13 protein-coding genes are annotated in these 15042 nt (G+C 74.4%); 4 read left to right on the top strand and 9 right to left on the bottom strand.

The features are described 5' to 3' along the window. Positions 1-62: 62 nt before the first annotated feature. The 9 genes from LPU43_RS25890 to LPU43_RS25850 all read right to left on the bottom strand — a co-directional run bounded on the left by LPU43_RS25890 (position 63) and on the right by LPU43_RS25850 (position 10780). Entirely contained in the window at positions 63-1445 is a 1383-nt protein-coding gene (locus LPU43_RS25890; RefSeq protein ID WP_505846321.1) for a sugar transferase, read from the bottom strand. Between the two features lie 313 nt (positions 1446-1758). Further along, a complete protein-coding gene (locus tag LPU43_RS25885) occupies positions 1759-3501 on the bottom strand; it encodes a substrate-binding domain-containing protein (RefSeq protein WP_229403141.1) in 1743 nt (580 codons plus the stop codon). Between the two features lie 229 nt (positions 3502-3730). Next, positions 3731-4768: a lactonase family protein gene (locus tag LPU43_RS25880; protein ID WP_229403140.1), complete on the bottom strand. Its 1038-nt coding sequence runs from the start codon at positions 4766-4768 to the stop codon at positions 3731-3733. 102 nt (positions 4769-4870) lie between these two features. Further along, complete coding sequence (locus LPU43_RS25875; protein WP_229403139.1) at positions 4871-5470, bottom strand: GTP-binding protein; 600 nt, start codon at positions 5468-5470, stop codon at positions 4871-4873. Beyond that, on the bottom strand, positions 5451-5837 hold the full coding sequence (locus LPU43_RS25870; protein ID WP_229403138.1) for a DUF742 domain-containing protein: 387 nt from the start codon (positions 5835-5837) through the stop codon (positions 5451-5453). The genes LPU43_RS25875 and LPU43_RS25870 overlap by 20 nt, the downstream gene beginning before the upstream one ends. Beyond that, a complete protein-coding gene (locus LPU43_RS25865) occupies positions 5827-6249 on the bottom strand; it encodes a roadblock/LC7 domain-containing protein (RefSeq protein ID WP_229403137.1) in 423 nt (140 codons plus the stop codon). The genes LPU43_RS25870 and LPU43_RS25865 overlap by 11 nt, the downstream gene beginning before the upstream one ends. Beyond that, entirely contained in the window at positions 6249-8567 is a 2319-nt protein-coding gene (locus LPU43_RS25860; protein WP_229403136.1) for a sensor histidine kinase, read from the bottom strand. Before LPU43_RS25860 ends, LPU43_RS25865 begins: the two co-directional genes overlap by 1 nt. Before the next feature lie 288 nt (positions 8568-8855). Beyond that, a complete protein-coding gene (locus LPU43_RS25855) occupies positions 8856-10346 on the bottom strand; it encodes a catalase (RefSeq protein WP_229403135.1) in 1491 nt (496 codons plus the stop codon). Beyond that, positions 10343-10780 carry a Fur family transcriptional regulator gene (locus LPU43_RS25850; RefSeq protein ID WP_229403134.1) on the bottom strand — a complete coding sequence of 146 codons (438 nt, stop codon included), beginning with the start codon at positions 10778-10780 and terminating at the stop codon, positions 10343-10345. Before LPU43_RS25850 ends, LPU43_RS25855 begins: the two co-directional genes overlap by 4 nt. A 348-nt stretch (positions 10781-11128) precedes the next feature. Here LPU43_RS25850 and LPU43_RS25845 point away from each other — a divergent pair, with 348 nt between their 5' ends. The 4 genes from LPU43_RS25845 (at position 11129) to LPU43_RS25830 (ending at position 14907) form a co-directional block, all read left to right on the top strand. Continuing rightward, entirely contained in the window at positions 11129-11851 is a 723-nt protein-coding gene (locus LPU43_RS25845) for a hypothetical protein (RefSeq protein ID WP_229403133.1), read from the top strand. Between the two features lie 11 nt (positions 11852-11862). Further along, positions 11863-13104, top strand: a complete 1242-nt coding sequence (locus LPU43_RS29005; RefSeq protein WP_229403132.1) for a hypothetical protein — start codon at positions 11863-11865, stop codon at positions 13102-13104. A gap of 247 nt (positions 13105-13351) precedes the next feature. Then, positions 13352-13891 (top strand): RNA polymerase sigma factor, encoded by a 540-nt coding sequence (locus LPU43_RS25835; protein ID WP_229403191.1) that lies wholly within the window; start codon positions 13352-13354, stop codon positions 13889-13891. A 191-nt stretch (positions 13892-14082) separates the two neighbouring features. Continuing rightward, on the top strand, positions 14083-14907 hold the full coding sequence (locus LPU43_RS25830; protein ID WP_229403131.1) for a hypothetical protein: 825 nt from the start codon (positions 14083-14085) through the stop codon (positions 14905-14907). Positions 14908-15042: the final 135 nt, after the last annotated feature.

The following is a 15042-nucleotide window of genomic DNA, read 5'->3' as shown; positions in this document are numbered from 1 at the left end:
GGGGCCGGCACCGCGCGCCCCGGGTCGGCCCCGGGGCGCGCCCGTTCAGTACGCGCGCCGGTTCAGTACGCGCCCCGGCTGCGCAGCACCGCGCCGAAGGTCTTCCACATGATGGTCAGGTCGGCGGCGAGCGACCAGTTCTCCACGTAGTACAGGTCGAGCCGGATGCCGTCCTCCCAGCTCAGGTCGGATCGGCCGCTGACCTGCCACAGGCCGGTCATGCCGGGCTTGACCAGCAGCCGGCGGGCCACGTCGCCGTCGTAGCGGGCCACCTCGGAGGGCAGCGGCGGGCGCGGCCCGACCAGGCTCATGTGCCCGAGCAGCACGTTCGCGAGCTGCGGCAGCTCGTCCAGCGACCACTTGCGCAGCACCCGCCCCACCCGGGTCACCCGGGGGTCGTCGCGCATCTTGAACATCAGGCCGTCGGTCTCGTTGCGGGCGGTCAGCTCGGCGAGCAGGGCGTCGGCGTTGACCACCATGGTGCGGAACTTGAACACCCCGAACTCCCGGCCGCCCTGGCCGACCCGGGTCTGCCGGAACAGCACCGGCCCCCTGCTATCGATCTTGACGGCGAGCGCGATCGCCGCCAGCAGCGGCAGCAGCAGGGCCAGCGCCACGAACGACACGGCCTGGTCGACGAAGCCCTTGACCAGCTTGCGGGCCCCCCGGAACTCGGGGGCCTCGACGTGGATCAGGGGCAGCCCGGCGACCGGCCGGGTGTGGATGCGGGGGCCGGCCACGTCGGTCAGGGCGGGCGCGACGACCAGGTCGACGCCGGTGCCCTCAAGCTGCCAGCCGAGCCGGCGCAGCCGGGTGGCGGTCAGCTCGCCGGAGGCGGTGACCGCCACGGTGTCCGCGCCGATCGCGGTGACCGCCTCCGGGATGCCCCGGAACGAGCCGACCACGGGGACGTCGCCCAGCCGCTGCGGCACCGGGGCCAGCAGCGCGTCCGGGATGCAGGCGCCCACGACGTGGTACCCGGCGTACGGCTCGCGGCGGAGCTGGTGCACCAGCTCCAGCACGTGCGCGGTGTCGCCGACGACGAGAACCTTGCGCGACCAGCCGCGCCCCCGGGAGCGGGCGTGGTGCAGCCGCTTGCGGGCGGCGAACCGGGCCACCTCCAGGCCCAGCATGCCGAGCGCGAACGACAGCGCCAGGAAGCCCCGGGAGACGCCGACGTCGGCGATGTAGCCGGCGATGGCGGTGCCGCCGGCGAGCCGCAGGCTGGCGGTGCCGACCCGGCGGTACTCGTCGGCGCCGTAGCCGAGCACCCGGTCGTCGTAGCAGCGCAGCACCTTGAGCGAGAGCAGCCAGGTGCAGACCAGCGCGGGGGCGACCAGCACGTACGGGATCTTCGACCCGATCGGCTCCTCGTCGCCGAAGCGGACGACGTAGGCGACGAGCACGGCGACGGCCAGCACGGCGGTGTCGAGCACCACCAGCATCCGCACGTACGCGCGCTCGTCGACCCGGGGCACGGGCCCCGTCCGGTCAGGACCAGGCCGCCCCGGCGGCGTCCTGGTAGCGGTCAACAACGTCGCCGACGTCACCGGCCCTCCCCACTCTGCCGAGCCGGCCCCGGTCGGCGGCCGGTCTCCCCACACGGGACCGGCGACGCCGGAGCACCCCGACATCTTGCCTGACGAGTGGGGTCGCCGAATAGTTCGGACGTATTGCCGTCAGTTTCCCGGCGAGGTCGGGCCGACCCGGCACACCGGCCCCCACCTGCGGGATTATCGAGCGTGACTGACTCGTGACTCAGCGGGGTGCGGTCGGGCGGAGCGAGATCGCCTTGAGGAAGATGTCACCGATGCGGGTCGGGTCCTCGGTGACGAAGTTGCCGCCCCCGGTGACCTTGGTGATCGACTCCAGCTCGGCCTTGCTCACGTCGCCGCCGATCCCGATGATCACGACCTGGACCGGCCGGTCCGGGTCCGCGATCCGCTTCAGCTCGGCGAGCAGCTTCCGCTGGGAGATGCCGTTCGCGTCCTCGTTCCTGCCGTCGGTGAAGAGCACGACCGAGTTGACCCGCCCCGGCTCCCAGTCCTCCTGGACCGTGCGGTAGGCGGCGAGCATCGTGTCGTACAGGCCGGTGCCGCCGCTGGAAGGCCGGATCGTGCCCAGCCCCCGCTCCAGCCGGGCGCGGTTGCCGGAGAGCGGGCCGATCGGGACCAGCTCCCGGTAGTCCCGGGCACCGACCAGCTCGGTGGAGAACGTCCAGAGCCCGATCGACCAGGAGTCGTCGAAAAGGTTCAGACCCCGCTTGGCCGCCGCCACCGTGACCTGCTCGCGGGTGGCGCCGCCGGCCCTCGGCACCGGCTGCTTCATCGAGCCGGAGACGTCGATGACGCAGAGCATCCGGCCGGACTGGGTGGCGATCGACCAGGTCGAGACGGCGCGCTCCGTCACGGCCGGGTCCACGGTCGCGGGGGCGCCGCCGCCCGGGGCCGGGGAGGCGGCACCGCCGCCGCCCGGGCTCGGCGCGCCCCGCAACGCCTGGAAGCCGTCGCCCCAGTTGCCGTCCGGGGCGCGCAGCGACCGCTCGGCCAGCCGGTTGCGGAAGCCCGGCGTGGCGAGCACCTCGAACAGCCCCTTCGCGGCGGACTGCTTCGCCGGCTCGATCCCGGGCAGCACCGCGTACGGGTAGTCGAGCGGGACCGGGGTCGGTTCGAGGTAGAGCGCCGCGAGCGGGACCGGCGGCCTGCGCGCGTTGTACGCCATCACGTCCTCCTCCGACAGCGTGGCCGCGCCGAGGCCGGCGGCCACCGTCGACGGGTCGGCGGAGCGGGGGAAGCGGGCCAGCAGGTCCTCGCGCAGCGCGGAGCGGCCGGTGGCCAGCGCCCGCAGCGCGGCGGTCGTGGACTCCTGCGCGTCGCCCCCGGACGAGCCGGCGGCGGCGGTCAGCGCGAGCAGCCCGGAGAGGCCGGCCGCGTCCCGCGTCGGCTCGACGATCCCGGTGCGCAGCGGCTTGCTGTCGCCGACCTGGCGCAGCAGGTCCGACCAGGTCAGCTTCCGTTCGGGCCAGCCGAACCGGGACTCGGCCACCGGCTCGGGCACCGCCACCACCACCGGGCTGCGGGCGACGGACGCGCCGTTGCCCGGGGCGAACGCGGTGGCCCCCGCGCTTTTGAGCCGCTGGAGCCAGGTCGAGGAGTCCGGCACCCAGACGTCCGGGGTGACCGCCGCGCCGCCGGCCTGGCCGACCCCGGCGAGCTGCACCCCGTGCTTGCCCGCCACGGCGGCGGCGACGTCCACCGGGTCGGCGTCCGAGACGCTCACGGCGACGCAGGTCCCGTCGACGGCGGCGCCGTCGGCCGCCCACTGCTCGGCCGCCGACCGCACCGCCGGAGCCAGCTCGGGGGCCACCGCGACCGAGAGCGAGAGCCTCCCCGAGCAGGCCGGCCGGGCCAGCTCCCGGTAGCCCAGCCAGGTGCCCGCGACGACGGCGACGAGCGCCGTCGCCGATGCGACGGCACCGGCCCCCCGAAGACGTGAACGCATGCGATGACGGCCCGACACGCGACCATCTTGCGTACCTGGTCGCACAGGTTGCCACGGCCGTTCGGACGAAAGTTACCGACGAGGAACATCTACGGAGCGTTCCCGCCACGATCCGTGACGGGAACACCCTCGATCGTCACGCAAACGGCCCTGACCAGGGGCGGAGCGTGCTGTCCGCCGCCTGCCAGGCCGGGCAGGGCCGGCCAGGGTCACCGGGCGGGGCTCACGCTCAGGGCAGGACGCAGGTCGGGCTGGGCACGGGGACGGGCTCGCCGACCGGCTCCGGCACGCCCGTCGCCGGGTCCACCCGGAACACCCGGACCATGTCGGCGCGCTCGTCGGCGACGTAGAGGTGCGCGCCGGCCAGGGCGAAGTGCCGGGGCCACTCCCCGCCGGTCTCCACCTCGGCGACCAGCTCGGGCAGCTCCCCCGCGACGGCGAAGACCGACACCGTGCCGACCCCCCGGTTGCCGACGTAGAGGAAGCGGCCGTCCGACCCGACGGCGATCTCGGAGGGCTGGACGTGCCCGGCGCGGGCGCTGGCGTCGACCCGGCCGCGCTGGTGCAGCGCCCCGTCCGGGGTCAGCTCGTACGCGGTCACCGTGCCGTCCAGCTCGCCCGTGACCCAGCAGCGCCGCCCGTCGGGGTGCCGGGCCAGGTGCCGGGGGCCGGTGCCGGCCGGCGTGTGGACCCGGGGGGCCCGGGGCACCAGCCGCCCGGTGGCCGCGTCGAGGTCGTACCGGTAGATCGAGTCCGTGCCGAGGTCGACGGCGAGCAGCGGCCCGGCGTCCGGCGTCGGGGAGACCATGTGGCAGTGCGCCTTCTCCTGGCGCTCCGGGTCGGGGCCGTGCCCGGAGTGGACCACGAGGTCGCTGCGCTCACCGGGGACGCCCGCCGGGTCGAGCGGGAGGACGGTCACGCTCCCGCCGCCGTAGTTGGCGACGACGAGGTGCCCGCCGTCGGGGGTGACGGCGAGGTGGCAGGGCCCCGCGCCGCCGGTGCCCCGGGTCCCGAGCGGGGTCAGCCCGCCGTCCGGGCCGACCCGGAACGCGCTGATCCCGCCCGCGGGCAGCTCGTTGACCGCGTAGAGGACCGGCAGGGCGGGATGCCGGGTGAGGAAGGACGGCGACGGCGTCGCCGCGGCGGTGCCGAGCGGGGTCAGCGCCCCGGTCGCCGGGTCGCGGCGGGCCGCGACGATCCCCTCGCCACGCCCCCCGCCGTCCGCCGTGTAGCCCCCGATGTGGACGATCTCCTGCTGCCCGCTCACCCGATCCGCCTTCCCGTCGGTGCCTGCGTTAGCTTCCCGATACCCACCGGGGCGGCCCTGATGCCCGCGACCCGCCCCGCCCCTGGGCCGAGGCCGGGTCGGTCAGGCCGGCACCGGCTCGCCGCGCTGGCGGGCGACGTGCTCGACCAGGGAGATCAGCACCATCTTCGCGGACTGCCGGTCCCGGGCGTCGCAGAACACCAGCGGCACCTCCGGGTCCAGGTCAAGGGCGTGCCGTACGGCGTCCAGGCTGAACCGCCGGCCGTCGTCGAAGCAGTTCACCCCGACCACGAACGGGATGCCCCGCTGCTCGAAGTAGTCGATCGACGGGAAGCAGTCGGCCAGCCGGCGGGTGTCGGCGAGCACCACCGCCCCGAGCGCCCCGAAGGCCAGCTCGTCCCAGAGGAACCAGAAGCGGTCCTGCCCCGGGGTACCGAAGAGGTAGACCTGGAGATCCTCGTTGATCGTGATCCGGCCGAAGTCCATCGCCACCGTGGTGGTCGACTTCCCCTCCACGCCGGAGAGGTCGTCAACGCCGATCCCCGCCCCGGTGAGGATCTCCTCGGTCTGCAACGGCCGGACCTCGCTCAGCGCGCTCACCAGCGTCGTCTTGCCGGCCCCGAAACCGCCGGCGATCAGGATCTTGAGGGCCAGCGGAATCCGCACCCCGGAACCGTCACGGTCATAACGCACGGAGTCCACTGACCACCGCCTTGAGGATGTTGTCGTCGGGTAGGAACGTGGTGCCGGCCGGTTGGTGCACGGAGACCAGGCCCCGGGCGAGCAGGTCGCCGACCAGCACCCGGACCACGCCCACCGCGAGGTCCAGCTCGGCGGCCAACTCGGCGACCGGCACCGGCCGCCGGGCCAGCTCGACCAGGCGGACGTGCTCCGGGTGCAGCCGCGACTGCCCCGCCGGGTCCGCGCCCCTGGCCGCGAGCACGAACGCGACCAGGTCGAGGCCGACCGACGGCCGAACCCGGCCGCCGGTGAGGGTATACGGGCGCGCGACCGGCCCCGCGTCCGCGTCCAGCCACTCGTGCCGAGGCCCGGGTGGCTCAGCCCGCATCGGCGGCACCCGCCCCGGACCGGGCCGGGGCGCTGAGGTTCTCGCCCACCCGAACCACCAGCATCGCCATCTCGTACGCCACCAGGCCGATGTCCGCGTCGGCCTCGGCGACCACCGCCAGGCACGCGCCCTGCCCGGCGGCGGTGACGAAGAGGTACGCGGACTCCATCTCCACCACGGTCTGCCGGACGCCTCCGGCGGCGAGGTGCCGGCTCGCGCCCTTGGCGAGGCTGGAGAAGCCGGAGGCCAGCGCGCAGAGGTGCTCGGCCTCCGTGCGGTCGAAGTCGGCGGAGGCCCCGAGCAGGAGCCCGTCCGCCGAGAGCACCACCGCCTGGCGGGCGCTCGGCACCCGCTCCACCAGCTCGTCGAGCAGCCAGCCGAGGTCGATGTTCGGCTTCGTCGTGTGCCGCACTAGGCATCCCTCTCATCTGCGGTCGGGGGTTGCGGAAGCGCCGCCGGGGTCTCCGGGGCGGGGGTCGCGGCGGCGGTCCCGGCGGACGGCGGCGGGCCGGCGGCGGCGCCGTCCCGCCGGCCCCGGGCGGTGCCGGACTGGAGCGCGGACATCAGCCGGCGGGCCTCCTCCGGGCTGCGCGGGGTCGGGGCGTCCTGGGCGACCGGCCAGGACCGGGCGGCGGGGCCGCGCCGGCGCACCCGGCGGGGCAGGCCGTCGGCGTCGGTTACCGAGGATCGGCTGGGCACCAGCGGCACCACCGCCGTCTGCGCCTCGACGCGCTCCCGGCCGGTCCGGCCGCCCCGGGGCCGGGGCACGGTGCTGAGCCGGGTGACCTTGGCCATCCGCCGGTCGTCGGCGGAGTCGCGCGGCCCCGCCCCGGGCTTCGGGAGCGGCGGCTCGGTGGTCACCAGGTCCGGCGGGATCAGCGCCACGGCCTTGACGCCGCCCTCGGCGGCGGGCCGCAGCCGGACCCGGACGCCGTGCCGGGCGGCGAGGCGGGCCACCACGAACAGCCCGAGCCGGGCGCTGTCGGCCGGGTCGAACTCCGGCGGCGTCGCCAGCCGGCCGTTGGCCTCCTCCATCGCCGCCTCGGGCATACCCAGCCCCCGGTCGATGATCTCGATGGCGTACCCGTTGGGGAGGTTCTGCCCGCGCACGGTCACGCGGGTGCCCGGCGGGGAGTAGGCGGTGGCGTTCTCGATCAGCTCGGCGAGCAGGTGGATGACGTCGCCGACGGCCCGGCCCGCGGTGGCGGCGGGCTGCACGTCGGCGATGTCCACCCGGTCGTACGACTCCACCTCGGAGATCGCGCCCCGGACCAGGTCGAACATCGCGACCGGGTTGCGCCAGCCCCGGCCGGGGGCGGCCCCGGCGAGGATGACCAGGTCCTCGGCGTGCCGGCGGAGCCGGGTGGCCAGGTGGTCCACCCGGAACAGCTCGGCCAGCTCGTCCGGGTCCTCCACCTTCCGTTCCATCCGGTCGAGCAGGGCGAGCTGCCGGTGCACGAGCCCCTGGCTGCGCCGGGCGATGTTGAGGAAGACCTCGTTGAGCCCGCGCCGCAGGGTGACCTCGTCGACGGCGGCCCGCACGGCCGTGCGGCGCACCTCGTTGAAGGCGTGGCCGACCTGGCCGATTTCGTCCGCGCCGTACTCCAGCGGGGGTGCCTCCTCTTCGGCGTCGACCTCCTCGCCCCGGCGCAGCCGGGCGACCAGGTCCGGCAGCCGGCGCTCGGCCATCTCCAGCGCGTCGGTCCGTACGCCGGAGAGCCGCCGCGCCAGCGACCGGCCGACCCGCAGCGCGACCACCACGGACACCAGGACGGCGGCGAGCCCGAGCACGCCGGCCGCGCCGAGCCGGACCAGGATGCCGGTGGCCACCGGCACCGTGCGGTCGGCGATCCCGTCGGCCTGGGCCATCTCGAACTCGCGCAGGCCCTTCTGGACCGCCTCCTGACTGGCCTGCCAGTCCGGGACGTCCAGGTCGGGGGCGCGGCCCGGCTCGGCCCGCACCAGCGAGTCCTGGAGGGCCCGCAGCCGGGCGAAGCCGCCGCCGCCGGCCAGCCGCTGGTACGCCGTGCGGGCATCCGCCGGCAGGTCGGCCACCGCCATCTCGGTCAGGAACCGCTGGTTGCCGATGATCTGCACGAGCTGGGCGTGCTCGCCCCTGGTGAGGCGGTCGGCGGCCAGCACCCCGGCGAGCAGCGTGTCCGCCTGCGAGAGCAGCTCCCGGGACCGGCCGAGCGCCGTCAACGCGCGGGCCTGCCGGTTGAGGTCGTCGTCGGGCAGCGCGGCCAGCTCGGTGAACGCCTGGAAGGCCGCGCCCACCATGCCGCTGTAGAGACCGATGGCGCCGGCCCGGTCGACCGCGCGCCGGTCGATGAACCCCCGGCCGACGGGCAGCGAGCCCAGCTCGCCCAGGAGCAGGTCGATGCGGGCGTCGAGGACGTCGCCGGTCGCGTCGCGGAGCCGTTCGTGGGAGACCCGGCCGCGCAGCTCGGCGATGGCGGTGTCGGTGCGCCGCCGCTGCTCGGTCAGGGCCAGCAGCTCCCCGGTGCCGGCGAGCTGCACCACGGTCAGCCGGCGCTCGCGTTGCAGCTCGGCGACGACCGCCTCGCCGGGGCGGCCGAGGTCGGTCAGGAGGGTGCGGGCGGAGAGCAGGTCCAGCGCCGGTCCGAGGGTGAGCGACGTGGCGAAGATCCAGAGCGCCAGGAGCGCGCTCACCGGGGCGACGACCAACGCGGTCAGCTTCCAGCGAATCGGCCAGTCGCGGGTGTTCATCAGACCTCGCCCGGAAGGTGTGGCAGCGGGTGGCACCGGCGTCGACCGGGCTTCGCCGGCCACGGCACCGGGGCACCGGCACGGGCGCCTTGGGCAGGATACGTAATCGTCGCCGGTTGCGGTACCGGCCCTTGCGCCGGGCCACGCCACCCCCGCCGGTCTCCGCCGTGGACCGTCCGGACGACGCGAGCCCCGCCGACGACGCGAGCGCCCCGCCCGGTGCGGGCGGGGCGCTCGTGGGCGCCGGTCTCGGGTGGGCCGGCGTCGTCGGGCAGGTGGCCGGCTCCGTCAGGCGTCGACGGGGAGGCCGAGGCCCTCGGCGACGCGACGGCCGTAGTCGGCGTCGCACTGGCTGAAGTGCCACACCATCTTCTCCTGGATGTGCTTGTCGCACTGGGCCAGGTTGGTGACCAGGTTGAGGATCAGGTCGTCCCGCTCCCAGTCGGCCATCTCGCGGTAGCGCCGGCCCGCCTGCGAGTAGTTGTTCTCCCGCTCGATCGGGGCCTTCACCACGTGGCCGGAGACGAACGGGCGGTACTCCCGGTAGGACTCGTCGGCCTCCTGGAGGCCGGCCACCGAGGACGGCTCGAAGTTGATGTGCGGGTTGCCGCCCCGGTTGTCCACCCCGTACGACATCTGGCCGCCGGTCTGGTTGGTGCTGACCTGCACGTCCTCGCGGGGGCGGTTGACCGGGAGCTGGAGATAGTTCGGGCCGACCCGGTACCGCTGGGTGTCCGAGTAGGAGAACGTCCGGCCGACCAGCATCTTGTCGTCGGAGAAGTCGATGCCGTCGACCAGCACGCCGGTGCCGAAGGCGATCTGCTCGTTCTCGTTGTGGTGGTCGGTGATGTTGCGGTTGAGCGTCATCATGCCGACCGGGAGGTACGGGAAGTCCTCCTCCGGCCAGATCTTGGTGTCGTCCAGCGGGTCGAAGTCCAGCTCCGGGTGCTCGTCGTCGCTCATGACCTGCACGTTGAGCTCCCACTTCGGGAAGTCGCCGCGCTCGATGGCCTCGTAGAGGTCCTTCGAGGCGTGGCCGAGGTCCTTGGCCTGGATCTCGGCGGCCTGGGCCTCGGTGAGGTTGTGCTCGCCCTGCTGGCTCATCCAGTGGAACTTGACCAGCACGGCCTCGCCCTCGGCGTTGACCAGCCGGTACGTGTTGACCCCGGAGCCGCGCATGGTCCGGTAGTTCTTCGGGATGCCGTACGGCGAGAAGAGCCAGGTCAGCATGTGCATCGACTCGGGCGTGTTCGACATGAAGTCGAAGATCCGGTTCGGCTCCTGGCGGAAGGTCACCGGGTCCGGCTTCAGCGAGTGGATCACGTCGGGGAACTTGATCGCGTCGCGGATGAAGAAGACCTGGAGGTTGTTGCCCACCATGTCCCAGTTGCCGTCCTCGGTGCGGAACTTGACCGCGAAGCCGCGCGGGTCGCGGGCCGCCTCGGAGGAGTCCCGGCCGCCGATGACGGTGGAGAACCGGATGGTGACCGGGGTCTTCTCGCCCTTGGTCTGGAACAGCTTGGCGCGGGTGTACTTCGAGGCCGGCTCGTCGCCGATCGTCCCGTACGCCTCGAACTCGCCGTGCGCGACGAAGCCGCGGGCGTGCACCACGCGCTCGGGGATGCGCTCCCGGTCGAAGTGGCTGATCTTCTCCAGGAAGTGGTAGTTCTCCAGCGTGGCCGGGCCGCGTGAGCCGACCGTCCGCTGCTGCTGGTTGTTGTGCACGGGGTGACCCTGACGGGTCGTGAGGATCGGCTTGCTGGCCTGCGGGTCGCTCATCGCTCTCCTCCGGTTCGCTGTCGCTGCTGGCAGTCGGGGCATCGCCCCCAGTACGTGACCTCGGTCGTCTCCACCGCGAAGGTGGCCGCCACCGAGGGGTCGAGGCAGGGCCCGGGTTCGGGGCCGCGGCCGGTGTCGCTGATCGCGCCGCACTCCCGGCAGACCAGGTGGTCGTGGTCCGCCCCGCTCACCTCGTACCGGGCGGGGCCGCCGGCCGGGGCGAACCGGCGCAGCAGGCCCGCCCCGGTGAGGGCGTGCAGGACGTCGTAGACCGCCTGCCCGGAGAGCCGCCCGAGGCTGCTGCGGGCGAGACGGGTGATCGTGTCGGCGTCCAGGTGCGGCCGGTCGCGCACCGTCGCGAGCACCGCGAGGCGGGGCCGCGTGACCCGCAGCCCGGCCGCCCGGAGGCGCTCGACGTCTGATTCGACCGGCATGCCCCAACCCTGGCTCGCTTTCTGGAACGAGTCAAGTTTTCGGGGTGTGCCTCGCGTCATGCCCCGGCCTCGCCGGCCCGCTCCGCCGGCCCGCCCAGCCCTGCCGCCCGGCTTCGCTGCCCGGCCTCGCTGCCCGGCCTTGATCGACTGCGGGCGCGATGTCGGCGACATGGCGGCTTCCCCGCCGCTGGGATGCCGCCATGTCGCCGACAAGGTGTCGATCAACCGGCGCGGCGGGGCAGCATCCGCCCAAATCGCCCCCGCCACCCGGGATCGACCGGGAAAATCGACCGGATCGGGATTGGCGATCAGTGGCCTGAGGGAATACCGGAGTGCGAAGGAGGAGCCATGTCGCCCACGCAGGTAATCGTCATCGTTCTCGTCGTACTCGTGGTGGTCGCCGCCCTCGCGGTCGTCCTCCGGCAGGCCGCCCGCCGCCGCGCGCTGCGGGACCGGTTCGGCCCCGAGTACGACCGGGTGGTCGCGGAGCGGGAGAGCCGTTCCGCCGCTGAGCGGGAGCTGCGCGACCGGGAACGCCGGCACGCCGAGCTGACGCTCACCCCGCTCACCCCCGAGTCCCGGGCCCGGTACGCCGCCGCGTGGGAGGAGCTCCAGGTCCGGTTCGTCGACTCCCCCGCCGAGACGGTCAGCGACGCCGACGAGCTGGTCGGCCGGCTGATCGCCGAGCGCGGGTACCCGACCGGGGAGTTCTCCGACCAGGTCGCCCACCTCTCGGTCGAGCACGCCCGCACGCTGTCCCACTACCGCGACGCCCACGAGATCCGGCTGCGCAACGAGCGGGGCGAGGCCGGCACCGAGGAGCTGCGCCAGGCGGTCGTCCACTACCGGGCGCTCTTCGCCGACCTGCTCGGCGACGACCCGGTGCCCACCGCGCCGCAGCCGCGCCGACCGGAGGAGACGCGCCGACCGGAGGAGACCGGCGGGCACCGGCCGCAGGAGACCCCGGCGCACCGGCTGGAGGACGCCCCGGCGCACCGGCCGCAGGAGACCTCCGCGCACCGGCCGGAGGACGCCCCGACCGCCCGCCCGCACGACGCCACGAGCCGTTGAGGAGAGCCACGATGCGCCAGGAGCAGCAGGTGAGCAGCGACCACCCCGAGGCCGTCCGGTCCGCGCCGGTGCCCGTGCCGCCCCCGGGCGACGCGGCGGCCCGCCGGGGCCGCGACGCCGACGGCCGGAGCGAGGTCCCCGAGGACGTGCTGGACGACCGGGGCACCTTCGACAGCCCGGTCGTGCCCGGCGAGCGCGGCCGGGACGACCGCGACGACACCCGCCCGTACGACGTGCGGGACGCCGACCGCGACGGCACGCCCGAGTTCCACGAGCCGGCCCCGCTGCCGACCGCGTTCGGCGCGACGACCGTGGGGGACGCGGTGGCCGCCTCGGCGATGGCCGGCGGCCGGCCGGAGGACAAGCGCGACCCCCGCAACGAGGACACCGCCCGGCCGGGCGACGGCGCGCCGGGGCGCACCGACGCGTTCGACGCCGAGCGGGCCGACCCGACCGCCGCCGACCGCCTGCACGACCGCGACCGCTGGGAGGCCGGCGAGCACGCCGGGGCCCGCCACGCCGCCGAGGGGCGCGAGCACGGCCAGGGGCGCGAACACGGCCAGGGGCTGCGGGAGCACGGCGAGGGACGCGAACACGGCGAGGGGCTGCGGGAGCACGGCGAGCACAGCCAGGTACGCGAGGGGCACGAGCACGCCGGTCGCGGGCCCGAGCACGTCCGCCACACGGCGGGGCACGACCGTGCGGACCGGGACACCCGGGCCGCCGTCGCCTCCGGCGCGGCCGGCTACGGCCAGGCCGAGTCGGGCATGGTCGACCCGGACAGCGCCTCCGCCGCCGCCGGTGCGGGCGTGGCCGGGGCGGGCGCGACGGGCACCGACGCGCCCGGCGCGGGCCGGGTCGCCACAGGTGCGGGCCGGCTCGGTACGGGTGCGGGCCAGGTCGGCACGGGTGCGGGCCAGGTCGGCACGGGTGCGGCCGGGGTCACGGAGGCGGCCCGGTCGACGCCCGGCGCGGTGCCGGCGGACGCCACCACCCTCTTCGAGCCGGACGCCGCCCAGGGCTTCCGGGACCGCTGGCGCGACGTCCAGCTCCGCTTCGTCGACGACCCGAAGGCCGCCGCCGGGCAGGCCGAGTCGCTGGTCGAGGAGGCCATCGCGGCGCTCGCCGACGCGCTCGCCGCCCAGAAGAACAAGCTGGGCGACTGGCAGCAGGGCGACGGCGACGACACGGAGCAGCTCCGGATCGCGGTACGCCGGTACCGCGACTTCCTCGACCGGGTGCTCGGCCGCTGACCGCCTCCCGACACCGCTCCACGCACGCCCCGGCCCCCTGACGGCCGGGGCGTGCGGCGTTGCCAGCCGCCGTCGTGAACCCGGTCGGGCTCTGCGGGCATGAACAGGTGTGAGCGCAACGTACGAGGTGAGGGATCTTTCTTTGGGTGAGCCGCTCGGCCCTCGGTCGGAGCGACCTCCACCGTCGCAGCTCGTAGCACCGTCGCAGCTCGTGGCACCGTCGCAGCTCGTGGACGACGACGTGTTGATGCGCGAGTCGGTCGGGTGTCCGGAGCGGTTCGCGACGCTGTTCGACCGGCATGCTGTGGCCGTACACCGATATCTGGCGCGGCGGGTCGGTAGCGCGGCCGACGATCTGCTGGCCGAGACGTTCCTGATCGCCTTCAGGCGGAGAGCGACCTATCGATCGCAGGGCGCCGATCCGCGGGCCTGGTTGTACGGCATTGCGACGAACGTGCTGCATCGGCATAGGCGGCAGGAGGAGCGCCGCTACCGCATGTTGGCCCGGTTGACCGTTGCCACCGACGATGCGATGTCGAACGACGACGAGGCGGTCGAACGCGTCGATGCGCAGTCCCTGCGCCAGCAGTTGGCTGCGGCTCTCGCGCGGTTGAAACGCGGGGACCGGGACGTGTTGTTGCTGACGGCGTGGGCCGGGTTGTCCTACGTCGAGATTGCCGCGGCGCTCGCCATACCTGTCGGCACCGTCCGGTCCCGACTCAACCGGGCGCGACGCCTGACCCGTGAATCCCTCAGCTCGGCGATGATCAATGAGGAGTTGCTGTGAACGATCTCGAACTGCTGCGCGACTATGGTCCGGACGCGCCGGAGGCGTCTTCGGCGGCCCTGTCCGGTGCTCGCCGCCGACTGATGGCCGAGGTGGCCCCGGCCGCGTCGGCCCGCCGTCGGTGGGGCTGGGGACGTGCGGGTGGAGGGCTTCACCATCGGCGGGTCGGCCTCGGCTTCGCCGCTGCTGTCGTGGTCGCCGCGGCGGCCGGCGGTCTGTTCGTGTTGTCGGAGCATCGTGCGCCGGCGGACCGGTCGACGGCCGTGCAGCTCGTGGCGTTCGACGCGCCGGTGTATCCCATCGGCTTGCAGGCTCGCCCCGGTGGCCTGGCCGCGCCGACCTTCAGTGGCGGTGTCGCCCGCGACGAGCAGGGAAACGAACGGCCGGTGATGACGGCGGTCTTCCTGGCGACTGATGGCGTCAGCGACGTATACCTCGCCGTCGGCGATCGGTACGTGCCCCCGGACGCGGCTGAGCGGGTCCGGCCCGTCTCGGTGAAGGGCGACGAGCCCGGCTTCGTGGTCGAGCGTCAGGCGCAGTCCGGCAGGTCGGTGGTGCTGAGTTGGGAGCGCCGGCCCGGTCAGTGGGTCACGCTCACCGGCAATGGTCGCTTCGGCAGCGAAACGGCGGTGCGGGCGCTCGCCTCGACCGTGGTGGACGACAGCCAGCCGGTGCCGTTGCAGGTGCGTCTCGCTCCGGTCGGCTGGCAGTTGGCGGCCTTCAAGGACAACAAGACCGTGACCCTCCGTGATCCCGCGTCCGGCGAGGAACTCAGCGTCAATCTCGTCGAGGCTCCCGCGGAAGATCCGATGAGCCTGGTGAGTGGCGCGAAGCGGGTCGGCACGGTGCAGGTCAACGGCAGGGACAGCGATCTGGTGCAGACGCTCGACGGGTGGTTCCTCCAGGTTCCGCTGCCCGACGGGACCGCCTTCCACCTTCAGGCGCCGGCGCTGTTGACCGAGGAGCAGGTCGCGGCCGTCGCCGCCCAGGTCACCGTCGCACCGCGCGGTCGGTGAGGTCGACTCCTTCGACCTCACCGAGCAGTGCTCGCGTTGGGCGCGATCACACGCCCCGGCCAACGTTGGCCGGGGCGTGTGCGCGTCCGCACCCCGCGCCGCCCCACTCTCCCCACGAGCACCCCCGCGACAGGT

The organism is Micromonospora okii (assembly GCF_020884795.1).
In the GTDB taxonomy this organism is placed as follows: domain Bacteria; phylum Actinomycetota; class Actinomycetes; order Mycobacteriales; family Micromonosporaceae; genus Micromonospora; species Micromonospora okii.
The sequence above is the reverse complement of the archived record's forward strand: the minus strand, read 5'-3'. Positions and strand labels throughout refer to the sequence as shown.

Bases quoted from the DNA above. Each gene is read 5' to 3' on its own strand.
- LPU43_RS25890 (WP_505846321.1), bottom strand. From the start codon at position 1,445: ATGCTGGTGGTGCTCGACACCGCCGTGCTGGCCGTCGCCGTGCTCGTC.
- LPU43_RS25885 (WP_229403141.1), bottom strand. From the start codon at position 3,501: ATGCGTTCACGTCTTCGGGGGGCCGGTGCCGTCGCATCGGCGACGGCG.
- LPU43_RS25870 (WP_229403138.1), bottom strand. From the start codon at position 5,837: ATGCGGGCTGAGCCACCCGGGCCTCGGCACGAGTGGCTGGACGCGGAC.
- LPU43_RS25860 (WP_229403136.1), bottom strand. From the start codon at position 8,567: ATGAACACCCGCGACTGGCCGATTCGCTGGAAGCTGACCGCGTTGGTC.
- LPU43_RS25855 (WP_229403135.1), bottom strand. From the start codon at position 10,346: ATGAGCGACCCGCAGGCCAGCAAGCCGATCCTCACGACCCGTCAGGGT.
- LPU43_RS25850 (WP_229403134.1), bottom strand. From the start codon at position 10,780: ATGCCGGTCGAATCAGACGTCGAGCGCCTCCGGGCGGCCGGGCTGCGG.
- LPU43_RS25845 (WP_229403133.1), top strand. From the start codon at position 11,129: ATGTCGCCCACGCAGGTAATCGTCATCGTTCTCGTCGTACTCGTGGTG.
- LPU43_RS29005 (WP_229403132.1), top strand. From the start codon at position 11,863: ATGCGCCAGGAGCAGCAGGTGAGCAGCGACCACCCCGAGGCCGTCCGG.
- LPU43_RS25835 (WP_229403191.1), top strand. From the start codon at position 13,352: ATGCGCGAGTCGGTCGGGTGTCCGGAGCGGTTCGCGACGCTGTTCGAC.